This window comes from Myxococcus dinghuensis (genome assembly GCF_024198235.1).
GTDB lineage: Bacteria > Myxococcota > Myxococcia > Myxococcales > Myxococcaceae > Myxococcus > Myxococcus dinghuensis.
Genome location: NZ_JAKCFB010000016.1, coordinates 22,882 through 39,842, shown reverse-complemented (window position 1 = coordinate 39,842; position 16,961 = coordinate 22,882). Strand labels below are relative to the sequence as shown.

Here is a 16,961-nt window from a genome sequence, read left to right as displayed (position 1 = left end):
GCCATGGCCCTGAAGGGAACCCTCAAGGACTTCGGCATCGGCGACATCCTGCAGCTCATCGGTCAGCAGCAGAAGACCGGCACGCTCCAGCTCGACAACAAGGACCAGGAGGTCCGCATCGGCTTCCGGGACGGCCACATCATCAAGGTCGAGAGCATCACCCGCAAGCGCAAGGACCTCATCGGCGCCATGCTCGTGCGCGCCGAGCTCATCACCGAGACGCAGCTCGACGCCGCGCTGGAGACGCAGCGGCGCACGTTGAAGCGGCTGGGGGACGTGCTCGTCTCCAGCCATGCGCTCACCGCCGAGCGCTTCCAGTCGATGATGCAGTTGCAGGCCACGGAGACGCTCTACCGGCTCTTCACGTGGAAGACCGGCAGCTACGAATTCATCCAGGAGCCCGTGGAGCCGGACGCGGAGGCCATCCGTCCGCTGCGCGCGGAGACGGTGCTCATGGAGGGCTTCCGGATGGTCGACGAGTGGCCGGTCATCCGCAAATCCATCCACCGCGACGACCTCTCCTTCGAGCGCGTCAAGGCGCTGCCACCTCCCCGCGAGGGCGAGGAGGGAGGCGAGCTGGGCGTCATCGCGTCGACCGAGCGGCGCGTCTACGAGGAGATTGCCCAGGGGAGGGATCTGCGCAAGCTCGTGGACGTCTGCTGCCTGGGCGAGTTCGAGACCTGCAAGGCCCTGCACAACCTGGTGCGCGGCGAGTTCGTCCGCGTCGTCCATCCGGAGGGGACCCGCGCGCCTGCACCCGGAGAGGAGCGGCTCGTCTCCAAGGTGCTGGGCGCGGTGGGCCGCGTGGTGGCCACCATGGGCGTGCTGGCGGCACTGGCCGTGGTGGTGTCGCACGTGGCGCTCGCAGACCCGGAGCGCACCCGGGCGTCGACCGGCTTCGCGGACGCCGCGGTGCAACGTCATGTTTCCGATGCCCAACGCGTCCGCATCGAATCGGCGCTGGAAGTGTTCCGGCTGGAACGCGGCGAGCTCCCGGAGCGGTTGGATGCCCTGGTGCAAGCTGGATTGTTGGGGCCGGAGGAACTCAGATACCCGTGGCGGGAGGAGTACTACTACCGGCGGGTGGCCGCTCGGCAGTTCGTCCTCCTGCCTCCCTTGCGCTAGCGTCGAGGGAAAGTCGTCTCGCGGAGTCCGGGGGGCGGCGTTACTTTGAGGACAGCGGTACCGACCGAGGAACGACACGCATTGCGAAATCCCGCCACGTTGGAAGCGCCCGCAGTCGTTTCCGCCTCCGCCAAGGTGGATGTCCGTGACAACGAGACCGCCCTGGCGCTGTGCGGCAACCAGAACGAAAACCTCAAGCTCATGGAGCGACGGCTCGGTGTCCGGGTGGGACAGCGAGGCACGGAGTTCCACCTGTCCGGCCCCTCCGACGCGGTGGCCTTCGCCGTGCGGCTCCTGGAGAACCTGGAGCAGATGATCCGCGCGGGTCGGCCCGTGTATCGCGAGGACGTGGAGCAGGGCATCAAGGTCCTGGGGCGGGGCGCGGAGTCCCTCCAGGAGGTCATGCTCGGCCCGGTGCTCAAGAGCTCCGGCAACCGGCAGATCGCCCCCAAGAGCATCGCGCAGAAGCGTTACGTGGACGCCATCCGCGCCCACGACATCGTCTTCGGCATCGGCCCCGCGGGAACGGGCAAGACGTACCTGGCCATGGCCATGGCCGTCGCCTTCCTCCAGGAGCGCAAGGTGAAGCGCATCATCCTGGCCCGGCCGGCGGTGGAGGCGGGGGAGAAGCTCGGCTTCCTGCCGGGTGACCTCCAGGAGAAGGTGAACCCCTACCTGCGCCCGCTCTATGACGCCCTCCACGACATGATGGCGGCCGAGCGCGCCGCGCACCTGGTGGAGCAGGGCGTGGTGGAGGTGGCCCCGCTGGCCTTCATGCGCGGCCGCACGCTCAACGACGCCTTCGTCATCCTCGACGAGGCGCAGAACACCACCGTGGAGCAGATGAAGATGTTCCTGACGCGCCTGGGCTACAACAGCAAGGCCGTCATCACCGGCGACGTGACGCAGGTGGACCTCCCCACCGGGAAGATGTCCGGCCTGAACCACGCCCGCGCGGTGCTCAAGAACATCGACGGCATCCACTTCGCGGAGTTCTCCGACATGGACGTCGTCCGCCACCCGCTGGTCCAGGAGGTCATCCGCGCCTACGACCGGGCGGAGGTGGCCGCGCGCGAGGCGCAGGCCGCGCGCGAGGCCGCCCAGGCCCCCCAGGCGGCGCCAGCCACCTCGGAGTCTCCCCTGACGCCGGTGCCTCCCGAGGCCGCCGTCGGTTGAGTCGACGAAGCAAGACCTACGTATGCCCACCCGCACGTACCCTTGCGGGCGGGCATTCGTACATCCGCGCCCCGAATATTCCTGGGCGCTGCGGCCTTGATGGAGACGCGACCCCTATTTAGGGTGAGGAACTCCATGGCCGAACCGGAACCCCATTCCCCCCCGCCGAGCCCCCTGGACGCGCTCGCGGCACGCCTCGGGTTGGGCGATGGCGTCTGGGGCCGGCGCGCGGTCCAGGTGTTCCTGCTGCTGGCGGTGTCCGTCGGGGCGGGCTTCGTCATCTCCCCCGGGCTCTACAGTCAGCAGATCCCCGCCCTCACCGAGGAGAACCTGGGCAAGCCGTTCCGGGCCAGCTCCCCGGCGGGCTTCAAGGCGGCGCGGGACTACGAAGTCGTCCACCAGGCGATGACGACGCAGCGGCGCCAGGACGCACGGGCCGCCGTCCGCCCGGTGTATGACCTCAATCCCGCGGTGGTGGGACATCTGCGCACCGTGGTGCGCGGGGCGTTCGCGGCCATGCGGCAGCGGCTCGAGGAGCTGTCGGAATCCCAGGGCGACCCGGATTCGGAGGACGCCCCCCGCAAGTCCCGCCGCCATCCGGCGCCCACCGCGGAGCAGTTGGAGCGCGAGCGCCGGGCGCGGGACGCGATGCAGGCGGAGCTGCAGGAGCTGCTGTTCGGCCAGCGTGACGCCGGGCTGGAGGCGGAGGATTTCCAGGCGCTCTACGCCAAGGGCTTCTCGGAGGAGGTCGAGTCCGCGACGCTGGTGTTGCTGGAGCGGGCCTACCGCTCGGAGACGGGCCCGGTGCACGTGGCGGGCTCGCGGGAGGAGCTGGCGCGCGAGGCGCCCCAGGGGCTCACCGTCCGGGACGTGGTGAACAAGGGGGAGGAGACGCTCCCCAACGGCTCGCCCAAGGTGGTGGACATCCGCGAGGCGCACCAGGAGCTGGACCGCTTCGCCTCCGTCCCTGGCAACGTGATGCCGGACGCGCCGGGCGTGCAGCGCCGCGCGGTGCTGCGGCTGGCCAAGCGGCTGGTGCGGCCCAACCTCACCATCAACATCGCGGAGACGGACGCGCGCCGGCACCAGGCCGCGCAGGCGGTGAAGGACGCGGTCATCTCCATCAAGAAGGGCCAGCGCGTCATCGGCGACGGGGAGCTGGTCAACGAGGGGCACCTGGTGGTGCTGCGTGGCATGCGGGCGGAGACGGATCAGCTCGACATGGTGCAGCTCCAGGTGGGCGGCACGGGGCTCGTGGCCCTGCTGGTCGTGTCCTCGTACTTCTTCTGTGTCTCGGCCTTCCGGCGCTTCCGCCCCACCCGCAAGGACGGGGTGCTCCTGGGCGTGCTGCTGGTGGGGACGCTGGCGCTGCTGCAACTGTGGGTCTCCATCGCGGACGCGGTGCAGGACCGGTACACGGCGCTGCCCATCGAGGCGCTGTACTACGTGTTCCCGGTGGCGGCCGGCGCCATGCTGGTCCGCTTCATCCTCACGCAGGAGCTGGCGCTCTTCTTCGCGGTCGTCTTCGCGGCGCTGGCGGGCGTCATGCTGGGCAACTCGCTGGCGTTCGGCATCTACACGCTGGTGGGCTCGCTGGTGGCGGCCGACCGCATCGTCAAGGCGAAGGACCGCGTGGGCATCTTCCGCGCGGGGCTCGTGACGGGGGCGGCCAACACGGTGGCGGTGCTCTTCCTGTTCCTGGTCGAGGGCAAGGGCCTGTCGGGTGACACGCTCATCACCGCGCTGAGCGCGTTCCTGGGCTCGTCCCTGGCGGTGCCGGTCATGGTGATGGCGCTCACGCCGCTCATCGAGACGACGTTCGGCTACGCGTCCGACATCAAGCTGTTGGAGCTGGCCAACCTCAACCACCCGGCGCTCAAGGAACTCATCGTCCAGGCGCCTGGCACGTACCACCACTCCATCATCATCGGGACGCTGGTGGAGAACGCGGCGGAGACCATCGGCGCGAACCCGCTGCTCGCCCGCTCGTGCGCGTACTACCACGACATCGGAAAGGGCCGGAACCCGCTCTACTTCGGGGAGAACCAGAAGGGAGAGAACCGGCACGACGCGCTGGCGCCCGCGATGAGCGCGGTCATCATCAAGCGCCACGTGACGGAGGGCCTGGAGATGGCCCGCCAGTACCGGTTGCCCAAGCTGGTGGCGGACGCGATTCCGCAGCACCACGGCACGCGCACGGTGGGCTACTTCTACCACAAGGCCCTGAAGGAGCAGGAGGGCAAGGAAGGCGCGCCCCCCATCGACGAGAGCATCTACCGCTACCCGGGCCCCAAGCCGCAGTTCCGCGAGGCGGCCCTGGTGATGATCGCCGACGCCGTGGAGGCCTCGACGCGCTCCATGTCGGAGCCGACGACGAGCAAGCTCCAGGCGCAGGTGCAGAAGATCATCAACCTCATCTTCTCGGAAGGGCAGTTGGACGAGTGCGACCTGACGCTGAAGGACCTCAACCTCATCGCCCAGTCGTTCCTGCACACGCTCGAGGGCATCTACCACACGCGTCCCGTCTATCCGGCGGGCGCGGTGGGCGGTGGCAAGATGCCGCCGCTGGTGGTGGCGGGAGGCAAGGCGGTGGAGGCCAAGGACAAGGCCCGTTCGGCGGGGGCGTCTTGAGCGCCACGCGGGGAGCGACGGCGTGAGACTTCGCAAGGGAAAGCTCATCCCGAGGGATGACGGCAAGCGCATCGAGGAGTTCGTGGGCGCGGCCACCACGGGGACGGACTCCGCCTCCGTGGCGCGGATGCTGGCGCCGCCGGGCTGGTCGGAGCCGGCCCAGCGCCCGGAGTTCGACGAGATGGTCCTCGTCCTCACCGGCGAGCTGACGCTCGTGGTGGAGGGACGGCGCGAGCGCATCGGGCCGGGCGAGGTGGGGCTCGTGCCGCGCGGCAAGCGCGTGGTGTACCGCAACGACGGCAAGGGCGCGTGCGACTACTGGTCCATCTGCGCGCCGGCCTTCCGTCCGGAGCGGGCCCACATGGAGGCCCCCGCCCGCCGTGAGGCGGAGAACGTGGTGACGCTGCAGATGGCCCACGGACAGGGCAAGGAGTACGGCCGCCTCCTGACGGCGTGGGCGAAGGACTACCTCAAGCGCCTGTCGCTCACGGACTGCGAGCTGTCCCTGTCCCTGGTGGATGATCGCGCCATCCGCCGCCTCAACCGGACCTGGCGGGACAAGGACAAGGCGACGGACGTGCTGAGCTTCCCCGCGGGGGAGCTGCCCAAGGGCACGCCGGGCCCCCGTCCCCTGGGGGACGTGGTCATCTCGCTCGACACCGCGAAGCGGCAGGCCCGCGAGTACGAGCGCACGCTGGAGGCGGAGCTGGCCCGCTACCTGGCGCACGGCATCCTCCACCTGCTCGGCCACGACCACGAGCGTCCGCGCGACGCCAAGCGCATGGCCGCCCTGGAAGAGTCGCTCCTGGGCGAGCGCGGGATGGTGGCGGATTCGCTCCAGGTGGACGCGAAGGCGCGCCGGGCGCGCAGCCTGATGTGACGCTTCCCCGTCTCTGAGCCGGACAATCCGGCATGCTCCTGGTTGAGTCGGGCGGCGCGCATGATAGGTAGGCCGCCTTTCGCGTGTTGGACAAAGCCATGCCCCGCTTGTCGCTCATCGCCGCCTGCCTGCTCGCACTGCTGCTCCTCGGGACCCCCGCGCGCGCGGCGCGTGCGCCCTGGGGCACGGGGGAGAGCCAGGGCGAGGACCTGGTCATCTCGCTGGTGACGTTCAGCCCGGGTGACAGCATCCCGGAGTGGTGGGGCCACGGCTCGCTCGTCGTGGAGGACCGCAGGCTCCAGCAGGCGCGGCTCTACAACTACGGGATGTTCAACGCCTCCGACATCGGCATGTTGAGCCGCTTCGCGATGGGGCGGCTGGAGTTCTACGTCGCGGACGCGAGCGTCAGCGGAACCTACCGGGCCTACCGCTCGTGGGACCGCGACGTCCGCGTCCTGGAGCTGGACCTGACGCCGGAGCAGCGGGTCCATGTGGCCAAGGCCCTGGCGGACAACGTCCTGCCGGAGAATCGCGACTATCTGTATCACCACTACAACGACAACTGCGTCACGCGACTGCGGGACATGATCGACGTCGCCACCCAGGGCCAGCTTCGCGAGGCGGACCGGGCTCCGGGACGCATGACGCTGCGCGAGCACACGCGGCGCTACACGGCGGTGAACGCGCCGATGAGCGTGTTGCTCGACTTCATGATGAACGACGAGATCGACCACCCCGTCACGAAGTGGGAGGAGGCCTTCCTCCCCGACGAACTGGAGACGCAGGTCGCGTCGCTCCAGGTGACGGGCGCGGACGGCCAGAAGCATCCGCTGGTGGCGCGGAGCTGGGACTACTACGTGTCGCAGGACCGGGCCCGCCCGCCCGCGGAGCCGCCTCCGCTGGGCCCCTGGGTGTTCGCGGTGGGCGTGGCGGTGGGCGGCGTCGCGCTGGGCCTGGCGACCTGGGAGCGCAAGCGGGGCAGTCGCCTCGCCCGGGTGCTGCTCGGCGTGGAGAACGCGCTCGTGGGCCTGGTGCTGGGCATCCCCGGCACGGCGCTGCTCATCATGTGGCTGGTGACGGACCACACGGTGACGTACCGCAACGAGAACCTCTTCCTCGCCAACCCGTTGACGCTCCTCGCGCTGCCCTTCGGCGTGGCGCTCACCTGGGGCAGCGCGAAGGCGCGCGCGCGGCTCTTCAAGGTGTGGACGGTGCTCGCCGCCACCGGCGTGCTGGGCGTGGTGCTCAAGGTCCTGCCGCCCTTCGACCAGGACAACTGGCGGCTCATCGCGCTCATCCTGCCCATCTCCCTGGGCATGGCCGGCGCGTTCGGTCTGGACCGCGTGCTGGCGCGGCTGTCCGGCCGGGCGGGGGCGTCAGCGGGGCGGGGCGACACCGTCACTCCGCTCAAGGCGCCCTGACCCTTCTCTCCCTTCAACCCCTTTCGCGCGCGGCGCCTGCATGGCGTCTCGCGTCAGACGAGGAAGCAGACCATGGCGAACGATTCGATGGAGAAGATCAACGGCCTCAGGGAGCGCGTGTTGGCGCTCCGGGGGCATCTTTGACCTGGACCGCAAGCGGTCCCGCATCGCGCTGATTGAACGTGAGAGCACCCTGCCCACCTTCTGGGATGACAACACAAAGGCGCAGGCGATGCTGAAGGAGAAGTCCACGCTCGAGGCCAGCGTGGGCGCGTACGACAAGGTGATGCGCGGGCTGGACGACGCGCAGACCCTGCTGGAGCTGGCCGCGGAGGCCAACGACGCGGACACCACGGCGGAGGCCGAGGCCTCGCTGGAGCCGCTGGAGGCGGAGGTCGCCAAGCTGGAGCTTGCGCGCATGCTCTCCGGTGAGCAGGACCGCTCGAGCTGCTTCATGGACATCAACGCCGGCGCCGGCGGCACCGACTCCATGGACTGGGCCGCCATGCTGCTGCGCATGTACTCGCGCTACTGCGAGGCCAAGGGCTGGAAGGTGGAGATCAACGACGAGGTGCCGGGCGAGGAGGCGGGCTTCAAGAACGTCTCGCTGCGCATCGAGGGCGACTTCGCCTACGGCTACCTCAAGGCGGAGGTGGGCGTGCACCGCCTGGTGCGCATCTCCCCGTTCGACGCCAACGCGCGCCGCCAGACGGCGTTCGCCTCCGTGGACGTCTATCCGGAAGTCGACGACACCATCCAGATCGACATCCCGGAAAAGGACATCGACCTGAAGTTCATCCGGGGCGGCGGCGCCGGCGGCCAGAAGGTCAACAAGACGTCGTCCACCGCCCAGCTGCGCCACCTGCCCACCGGCATCATCATCACCTGCCAGACGGAGCGCTCCCAGTCGGCCAACAAGGACATGGCCTTCAAGATCCTCCGCGGCCGGTTGTACGAACTGGAGATGAAGAAGCGCGAGGCCGCGCGCGACGCCGCCGAGGCCGCGAAGAAGGACATCTCCTTCGGCTCGCAGATCCGCTCCTACGTGCTCGCGCCCTACCGCATGGTGAAGGACCTGCGCACCGGCGTGGAGACGGGCAACGTGGACGCGGTGCTGGACGGCGACCTCGAGGAGTTCGTCACCGCGCAGCTGCTCGGGGTCAAGAACCCCAACCGCAGCGCGGCGATGGACTGAGCCGCGCCGCGGCACGACCCGAGGGGAGGTGGGCGCTCGCCGCGCCCGTCCGCCCCGCCGGGTCTCCCGGTGTCCTCCGGCCCGCAGCCCCGCCTGGAACCTTTTCCCGCCCACGTTGTCCCAGGGGCGGCGCAGGGGAGGGGAGGAGGGTAGGCTGGGAAATGGTGACTCTCGGGTTCGGGAGTCTCTCGCGGGAGGACACGGGTGTCTTCGGGCGGGGTGCTCGAAATCGGACAGGACGGGGCGGCCGACGAGGCGGCGCGGGTGCGTCGCCAGGACGCGCTGCTCCTGGCCCGGCTGCGTCAGGGCGACCCGGAGGCCTTCGAGCTCCTGGTGCGCACGCACCAGGACCGCCTCTTCGACTTCTGCCTGCGCATGCTCGGCGACCGCGAGGAGGCGCACGACCTGGTCCAGGAGATCTTCGTCAGCGTCCACCAGAACGTGCGACGCTTCCGCGAGGACTCGCGGCTGTCGACCTGGCTGTTCCGCATCGCGAAGAACCACTGCATCAACCGGCTCAAGTACCTCAAGCGCCGGGGGCGGGGGCGCTCGGAGGAGTACGACGAGGCCCGCATGGCCTGGGTGGACGGGCCGGGGGCGCCCCCCACGCCGGACGCCGCGCTGGAGTCCGCGCGCGAGCGGGCGCGGGTGCAGTGGGCCATCTCCCAGTTGGAGCCGGACGCTCGACTGCTCGTGGCGCTGCGCGACATCGAGGGCCTGTCCTACGACGAGATCGTCGACATCACCGAGCTGCTCGAGGGGACCGTGAAGAGCCGGCTCCACCGCGCACGGGAGAAGCTCGCCAACCTCCTGGGGCGACTTGAGCCATGACCGGCATCCATCGCAGACTGGGGGACGTGGAACCGCGAATGAGTCATCGCGAGGCGAAGGCCTCGTTCCTCGCCCTCGCCGACGAAGCGCTGCCCGCCCCCCAGGCGCAGGCGGTCCGTACCCATCTGGACGGCTGCGACGAGTGCCGCCACGGGTGGGAGGGCTATTCGCGCACCGTGCGGCGGCTGCAGTCCGTGGAGCGGGAGAAGGCCCCGGCCGCGCTGGCCTCCCTGGTGATGACCCGCGTGCGCCGCCAGCGCCGCTTCGGGCTCAAGGGCCTCCACCTGGCGCACATGCACCAGCGCTTCCCGGTGGAAATCCTCATCCCGCTGCTCCTGGCCGCCGCCGTGGCAGCCTTCCTGGTGATGGCCGCTCCCTGAACCTTCCCGATGTGTTGCGTTGCGTCCGGGGGGAGGCTTGGCTACGGTGCCGCGCCTTTGGGAAAGCGCGTCATGGCCGAGACCGAGAACAAGAGCGAGAAGCCCGCGGGCGAAGCGGACCTGGGAACCAAGGAGCAGGAGATCTACGACCAGCGGCTGGAGAAGGCCGCGAAATGGCGTGAGGCCGGCTTCAATCCCTACGGCAACGGCTACAAGCCCGAGCACCAGGCGGCGGACATCCTCGCGAAGCACGCGAACCAGTCCCCCGAGGAGCTGGAGCAGTCCCCCGCCACGTACGACGTCGCCGGTCGCATGGTCGCCATGCGCTCGTTCGGCAAGGCGGCCTTCATCAAGCTCAGGGACCGCTCGGGCGAGATCCAGGTCCACATGAAGAAGGACGCCCTGGCGGACGCCTACGAGGTCTTCAAGCTGTGCGACCTGGGCGACTTCCTGGCCGTCACCGGCACCGTGTTCCGCTCGAAGACGGGCGAGCTCACCCTGGCCGCCACGAAGTTCACCCCGCTCACCAAGTCCCTGCGCCCCCTGCCGGAGAAGTGGCACGGCCTGACGGACGTGGAGCTCCGCTACCGCCAGCGCTACCTGGACCTCGTGTCCAACCCGGACGTGAAGCAGACCTTCCTCCGGCGCAACAAGCTCATCCGCTTCATCCGCGACTTCCTCGACGGGCGTGACTTCGTCGAGGTCGAGACGCCGATGATGCACCCGCTCGTGTCGGGCGCGGCCGCGCGGCCGTTCATCACGCACCACAACGCGCTCGACATCGACCTGTACATGCGCATCGCGCCGGAGCTGTACCTCAAGCGCCTGGTCGTCGGTGGCCTGGAGCGCGTCTACGAGGTCAACCGGAACTTCCGCAACGAGGGCATCAGCACCCGGCACAACCCCGAGTTCACGATGCTCGAGTTCTATCAGGCGTACGCCACGTACGAGGACCTGATGGACCTGAGCGAGGAGATGATCTCCGAGGCGGCCAAGGCCGTCACCGGCGACTCCAAGGTCAAGTACGGCGAGCACGTGCTCGACTTCGGCAAGGGCTGGAAGCGCATCTCCATGACGGAGGCCATCCGCGAGGCCGTGGGCGGCGCGCTGTCCGACAAGGACATGGTCGACCCGGACCGCCTGCGCCACGAGCTGCTCAAGACGGCCCGCGCCGAGTCCGAGCGCCGCGCCATCGAGACCATGAACCACGGTGAGCTGGTGGGCGCCCTCTTCGAGGCCCACGTCGAGCACACCCTGATTCATCCCACCTTCATCACCCATTTCCCCACCGCGGTGTCGCCGCTGGCACGCCGGAACGACCAGAACCCGGAAATCACGGACCGGTTCGAGCTGTACGTGGCGGGGCGGGAGATCGCGAACGCGTTCTCGGAGCTCAACGACCCCCTGGACCAGAAGGGTCGCTTCCTCGCCCAGCTCGACGCGAAGCAGCGCGGCCAGCAGGAGACGATGGACTACGACGAGGACTACATCCGAGCCCTCGAGCACGGCATGCCGCCGACGGCTGGCGAAGGCATCGGGATTGATCGGCTCGCCATGTTGTTCACGGACTCACAGAGCATCCGTGACGTCATCCTGTTCCCTCTCCTCAAGCCACTGGCGAAGTAGCCACGAGGCCGTGTGAACTCCGCCGAACGGCAGACCGTCCATCACTGGGGCTTCATCTGGACCGGAGCCCTCGTGGGGCTCCTGGGCTTCATCCTGCTCGGCGTCGCCATCTCCGGGGCGGGCGCGTGGGCGGAGGTCAGCACCGCGCTCGGCCTGTCGCTGGTCGGGTGGGGCGGGCTGCTCCAGGTCATCGACGGCGCCACGCTGTTGCCCGTGCAGGCCGCCGCCGGCGAGGCCCCCCCTGTCCTGCACCTGGGGTTCCTCCTGTCCGGCGTGCTCGTCTGGCTGGGGGGCTGGGCGCTGATCGCCCACGGCATCCGGCGCGCGCCGGAGTCCACCGTCGGGGCGAGCCCGGCGGCCGGGGCCACGCTGTACCCGCGGCTGGCGCGCTACCGGGACTTCTACTGGAGCACGCTGGGCGCCTACGGCGGCGGCATCCTCCTGGCGGAGCTGGTCCTCGTCCTCCTGCAGACGGTGCTGTCGTCGGGCGTGCCCTCCACGGAGCTGGGGGCGGCGCGTGACGCGGGGGGCGGGCTGACGCTTCCGCCCACCGGGGCCTTCGCCATCTCCCTGGTCGCCGCGGCGATGGTGGCCTTCGTCTCCGGCTTCATCGGGGCCTCGCGCGCCCAGCGGCTGGCGCTGCCGGAGGCCACCATCGGCGTGTTCTACCTGGGCCTGCCGGTGCCCATCCTCCTGACGCTGATGGAGCGCATCCCCTCGCTCCAGCTCCAACTGGGCTACCGGCTGCGGGAGGTGACGTACGTCGCCGGGCTGCTCGGCCGGCCGGAGTTGGCGTACTGGCTGACCTTCACCGGCCTGGTGCTGGCGCTGGTGCTGGGCATCAACACGGGCTTCATCGCGGCGGGCAGCGGCCGGGTGGACCTGAAGCTGGGCTTCGAGCTGTTCGTCGCGCGCCGCCACGTGGCGGTGTTCCGGCCCTCGCTGCTGCTGGGCACGCTCGCGGTGTTGATGTTCGGCATCATCCCGCCGCTGCTCGTGTACTTCATCATCCGCGCGGCCGAGGCGGCGGTGGAGCGCACCCGCATCCGCTCGCTCGGCCTGTCCGACCCGCTCGCCTCGTCGGAGGCGCTGCACCGGCTCAAGCTGCGCGAGCAGTCGCCCACCATGATGATGACCGCGCTGTCGGTGGGCGGCGTGGGCGTGGGCGTCATGGCGCTCATCATCGTGCTGTCGGTGATGAGCGGCTTCGAGGCGGACCTCCAGAAGAAGATCCTCGGGACCAACGCGCACGCCGTCGTGTCCCGCTACGCGGGCGACCTGCCCGAGTACGCCAAGGTGATGGAGACCATCCGGAAGGTGCCGGGCATCGCCGGACAGACGCCCTTCATCATCAACCAGGTGATGATCGCCTCGGAGGGCAACGTCGACGGCGTCATCATCAAGGGCATCGACCCGGCCACGGTGGGCGAGGTGACCGACCTGCCGCAGAACATCCTCGGCGGCGGCTCGCTCGACATCCTCTACACGCCGGAGAAGATCCTCTCGCGCGCCATGCCGGAGGAGGACGACGCGCCCGCCAAGGGAGGGGCCGAGGACTCGGGCGACGACATCATCCGCCGCGCCGGCAAGCCGACGAAGCCCGCGGTGCTGCCCGGCATCGTCATCGGGCGGGAGCTGGCCGCCTCGCTGCGCGTGGTGGTGGGGGACCGGGTGAACGTGGTGTCCCCGCTGGGCACGGAGCTGGGCCCCACCGGCCCCATCCCCAAGAGCCGCGCCTTCCGCGTGGCGGCCGTCTTCTACTCGGGGATGTACGAGTACGACTCCAAGTTCGTCTACATCCTGCTCAAGGAGGCCCAGGACTTCTTCAACATCCAGGGCGCCACCGGCATCGAGCTCAAGGTCTTCGACATCGACGACGCGCGCCGCATCGCCGGGCAGGTGGTGAAGGCGCTGGGCGGCTATCCCTACCGGGCCCGCGACTGGGGAGAGATGAACAAGAACCTCTTCTCCGCGCTGCGCCTGGAGAAGCTGGTGATGGGCATCATCCTCTCCATCATCATCGTCGTGGCCGCCGGCCTCATCGTCGCCACCGTCATCATGCTGGTGCTGGAGAAACGAAAAGAAATCTCCGTACTCAAGGCGCTGGGTGTATCCGACGGGGGCATCGTGAAGATCTTCCTCGCCGAAGGGCTCCAGATTGGCGTCGCCGGAGGCCTCCTGGGCCTCTTCTCCGGCCTGGCCTGGTGCGTCTTCATCGAGAAGGTCGGCATCAAGCTGGACCCGGAGGTCTATTACATCCCCGCGCTCCCGGTGCGCATCGAACCGTTGCAGACCGTGCTGGCCGTCGTCATCGCGGTGCTCGTCACCTACCTGGCCTCCATCTACCCGGCCCTCAAGGCCAGCAGCGTGGAGCCGGTGGAAGGTCTCAAGGCGGAGTAGCCATGGCGCTGTTGTCCATCCGCAACGTCTTCAAGAGCTACTTCCTCCACGGGAAGCGCATCGACGTGCTGCGCGCCGTGTCGCTGGACCTGGAGAAGGGAGAGCTCGTCTCGCTGGTGGGCGCCTCCGGCGCGGGCAAGAGCACCTTCCTGCATGTGCTGGGCACCCTGGACGCCCCCGCCGCCGGCGAGGTCTTCTTCGAGGACCGCTCGGTTTTCTCCATGAACGACGCGGAGATCGCCGAGTTCCGCAACCGCACCATCGGCTTCGTGTTCCAGAGCCACTACCTGCTGCCGGAGTTCACCGCCCTGGAGAACGTGGCCATGCCCGCGCTCATCCAGCGCCGGGAGCGCGCCGGCGCCTACGCCTATGCCCGGGAGCTGCTGGAGCGGGTGGGGCTGGGACAGCGGGTGGACCACAGGCCAGGGGAACTGTCCGGTGGCGAGGCCCAGCGCGTGGCCCTGGCCCGCGCCCTGGTGCTCAAGCCCGCCATCCTGCTCGCCGACGAGCCCACCGGCAACCTGGACCCCGCCACGGGCGAGGGCATCCACCAGCTCCTGAGGGATGTGAACCGTGAGCTGGGCATCACCGCCGTCGTCGTCACCCACAACGAGACGCTCGCCCGCTCCATGCCCCGCCGCCTTCGCCTGGCTGGCGGGCAGGTGACGGAGGCTTGATGGCTCCGTGTTTTTGGATTGAGGGGCTCGCACCCCTTCCCGTACATTGCCCCGCCTTTCCCCGGCCGGTCTCCCCTTGAGGCACCTCGTTCTGTCTCGCAAGTCACTGCTCCCGCTGCTAGCGGTCGCCCTGTGGTCGCTCGTGCCTGGCTCCGTCCTGGCACAGGTGGATGGGGGTGCGCCCGCACCGGCTCCCGTCCCCGCTGCCCCCGCGCCCGCCACCCCGGCTCCTGGTTCCGCGCGGCCCTCGGACGCCCCGGTCGAAGAGGTCCCCGAGGTCGAGTCCGACACGGTCGCGGAGATCCGCGTCGAGGGGAACAAGCGCGTCGAGGCGGAGGCCATCCGCCGCGCCCTGCGCACCAAGGTCGGCCAGCCCCTGGACCCGTCGAAGTCGGCGGAGGACCTGCGGGCGGTGTGGGCCCTGGGGTACTTCCAGAACGTCGAGCTGCTCGTCCAGCACCTGGCCCGCGGCGTCGCCTACGTGGTCCGCGTCGAGGAGCGCCCCGTCATCCGGCAGGTGACGCTCCGGGGCAACGAGGAGCTGAGCCAGGACGACCTGAAGGAGGAGCTCCTCGTCAAGCCCAACACCATCCTCGACCTGGAGACGGTGCGCAGCACCGTGAAGAAGATCCAGGCGAAGTACGTGGAGAAGGGCTACTTCCTCGCGGAGGTCTCCCACGAGATCCGCCCGGTGGAGGGCGGCGTCGACGTCATCCTCGTCATCAACGAGCACGCCAAGGTGATGGTGAAGCAGATCACCCTCATCGGCGCGGAGAAGGTCCCCGCCAGCGTCCTCAAGGAGACGATGATCACCCGCGAGGGTGGCTTCCTCTCCTTCTTCACGGGTGAGGGCACCTACCGCGAGGAGGCGTTCCAGCGCGACCTGGCCGTCATCCAGATCGCCTACTACGACCGCGGTTTCATCAACGTCAAGATCGACAAGCCCACGGTCCAGCTCTCCGCGGACAAGCGCTACATCTACATCACCCTGCGCATCGAGGAGGGTGAGCCCTACGACATCGGGAAGATCGACTTCGCGGGCGACCTGCTGCCGGACGTGTCCAAGGAGCAGATGCTGGCGCTGATGAAGTCGCGCTCCACCCAGCGCTTCAACCGCTCGCAGCTCTCGCAGGACATCCTGGGCATCTCGGACGTCTATTACGACCGCGGCTACGCCTACGCGAACGTCAACCCGGTCACCAGCGTCAACGCGGAGAACCGCACCGTCGACCTGACCTTCGACGTCCAGAAGGGCCCCCAGGTCACCATCGAGCGCATCGAGGTCACCGGCAACAGCAAGACGCGCGACAAGGTCATCCGCCGCGAGCTGCGCGTCTACGAAGGCGAGCTCTACAACGGCACCGGCGTGCGCCGCAGCAAGGAGCGCGTCACCGCGCTGGGCTTCTTCGAGACGGTGGAGATCACCCAGCGCCCGGGCAGCAAGGACGACACCATCGTCCTCCAGGTGGAGGTGAAGGAGAAGGCGACCGGTACCTTCCAGGTCGGCCTCGGCTTCTCCAACGTGGAGAACTTCATCTTCACGGCGCAGATCTCCCAGAACAACTTCCTGGGCTGGGGCCAGAGCGTCTCCGCGTCCGCGCAGATCTCCGGCCTGCGCTCCCTGGTGCAGTTGTCGTTCTACGACCCGTACTTCCTGGACACGAACTACCTGCTGTCCGCGGAGTTCTTCCGCGTCCAGGCGGACTACGACGGCTTCATCCGCAACTCCACGGGTGGCACGGTCTCCATCGGCTACCAGTTCATCGACGACCTGCTGGGCACCATCGGCTACACGCGTGAGTGGGTGAACGTGGAGGCCGGCTCCAACCTGGGCGCGGTGCTCCTGGCCAACCAGTTCCTGTCCGGCACCACCAGCGCGGCCCGCCTGTCGCTCTCCTTCGACCGGCGCGACAACCGCCTGTTCCCCTCGCGCGGCTTCATCCACTACGGCGCGGTGGAGTTCGCCCCGGACTTCCTGGGCGGCTCGTTCCTCTTCAACCGGTACACGGCCTACTCGCGCCTGTACTTCCCGCTGCCCCTGGGCTTCGTCTTCAAGACGAACGCCACCATCGGCTACATCCAGCAGCTCGACTCCAACAAGCCGCTGCCCATCTCCGAACTCTACTACGTGGGTGGCATCAACAGCGTCCGCGGCTACTACCTGCGCAGCATCAGCCCGTCCGTGAAGGTGCCCCGCTCGTCCAACCCGGACGCCACCGTCACCGACTTCCTCGTGGGCGGCAACAAGCAGCTCGTCTTCAACTTCGAGCTGGAGTTCCCCATCTTCGAGAAGGCCGGCCTCCGGGGTGTGCTCTTCTACGACGCCGGCAACGCCTTCGCCTCCAACGAGAACTTCTTCCAGGACAAACAGGACAAGCTGCCGCTGGGACTCTTCCACTCGGCGGGCTTCGGTTTCCGTTGGTTCTCGCCCATCGGGCCCCTGCGCTTCGAGTGGGGCATCCCGCTCACCAGGCGGCCTGAGGACGACCGGATCCTGTTCGAGTTCACTATCGGCAACTTCTTCTGATAAGCCGTCGTCCCGTCGTCCCGGCCCCGCCCTGGCGGGAAGGGTTGAACAAGCCCGGGCGTCTGACGTCGGACGCTGTACCCTTCCTGAGG

General features: G+C 68.9%; 12 protein-coding genes. All 12 read left to right on the top strand.

All coding sequences use genetic code 11. The features are described from left to right. The first annotated feature begins 3 nt into the window (after positions 1–3). The 12 genes from LZ198_RS21320 (at position 4) to bamA (ending at position 16,869) form a co-directional block, all read left to right on the top strand. Positions 4–1,125, top strand: coding sequence for a DUF4388 domain-containing protein (locus LZ198_RS21320; RefSeq protein WP_253973866.1), 1,122 nt, complete (start codon positions 4–6; stop codon positions 1,123–1,125). Between the two features lie 81 nt (positions 1,126–1,206). After that, positions 1,207–2,301 carry a PhoH family protein gene (locus LZ198_RS21315; protein WP_253973865.1) on the top strand — a complete coding sequence of 365 codons (1,095 nt, stop codon included), beginning with the start codon at positions 1,207–1,209 and terminating at the stop codon, positions 2,299–2,301. 135 nt (positions 2,302–2,436) lie between these two features. After that, a complete protein-coding gene (locus LZ198_RS21310; RefSeq protein ID WP_253973864.1) occupies positions 2,437–4,932 on the top strand; it encodes an HD family phosphohydrolase in 2,496 nt (831 codons plus the stop codon). 22 nt (positions 4,933–4,954) lie between these two features. Then, positions 4,955–5,812: an rRNA maturation RNase YbeY gene (gene ybeY, locus LZ198_RS21305; RefSeq protein WP_253973863.1), complete on the top strand. Its 858-nt coding sequence runs from the start codon at positions 4,955–4,957 to the stop codon at positions 5,810–5,812. A gap of 98 nt (positions 5,813–5,910) precedes the next feature. Further along, positions 5,911–7,233, top strand: coding sequence for an Lnb N-terminal periplasmic domain-containing protein (locus LZ198_RS21300; protein WP_253973862.1), 1,323 nt, complete (start codon positions 5,911–5,913; stop codon positions 7,231–7,233). Positions 7,234–7,305: 72 nt separating this feature from the next. Continuing rightward, positions 7,306–8,428, top strand: a protein-coding gene (gene prfB, locus LZ198_RS21295; protein WP_253973861.1) for a peptide chain release factor 2 whose coding sequence is annotated in 2 segments (ribosomal slippage) — positions 7,306–7,374 and positions 7,376–8,428 — 1,122 coding nt in all. Because the reading frame shifts where the segments join, the coding sequence is not laid out codon by codon here. A 204-nt stretch (positions 8,429–8,632) separates the two neighbouring features. Next, entirely contained in the window at positions 8,633–9,259 is a 627-nt protein-coding gene (locus LZ198_RS21290) for an RNA polymerase sigma factor (protein ID WP_253973860.1), read from the top strand. 38 nt (positions 9,260–9,297) lie between these two features. Next, positions 9,298–9,639 carry an anti-sigma factor family protein gene (locus tag LZ198_RS21285; protein ID WP_253973859.1) on the top strand — a complete coding sequence of 114 codons (342 nt, stop codon included), beginning with the start codon at positions 9,298–9,300 and terminating at the stop codon, positions 9,637–9,639. 72 nt (positions 9,640–9,711) lie between these two features. Continuing rightward, positions 9,712–11,265 (top strand): lysine--tRNA ligase, encoded by a 1,554-nt coding sequence (gene lysS / locus LZ198_RS21280; RefSeq protein WP_253973858.1) that lies wholly within the window; start codon positions 9,712–9,714, stop codon positions 11,263–11,265. Positions 11,266–11,277: 12 nt separating this feature from the next. Beyond that, positions 11,278–13,665, top strand: a complete 2,388-nt coding sequence (locus tag LZ198_RS21275) for an FtsX-like permease family protein (protein ID WP_253973857.1) — start codon at positions 11,278–11,280, stop codon at positions 13,663–13,665. A 2-nt stretch (positions 13,666–13,667) separates the two neighbouring features. Next, positions 13,668–14,342 carry an ABC transporter ATP-binding protein gene (locus LZ198_RS21270; RefSeq protein WP_253973856.1) on the top strand — a complete coding sequence of 225 codons (675 nt, stop codon included), beginning with the start codon at positions 13,668–13,670 and terminating at the stop codon, positions 14,340–14,342. 142 nt (positions 14,343–14,484) lie between these two features. After that, positions 14,485–16,869: an outer membrane protein assembly factor BamA gene (bamA, locus tag LZ198_RS21265; RefSeq protein WP_253973855.1), complete on the top strand. Its 2,385-nt coding sequence runs from the start codon at positions 14,485–14,487 to the stop codon at positions 16,867–16,869. Positions 16,870–16,961 lie beyond the last annotated feature (92 nt).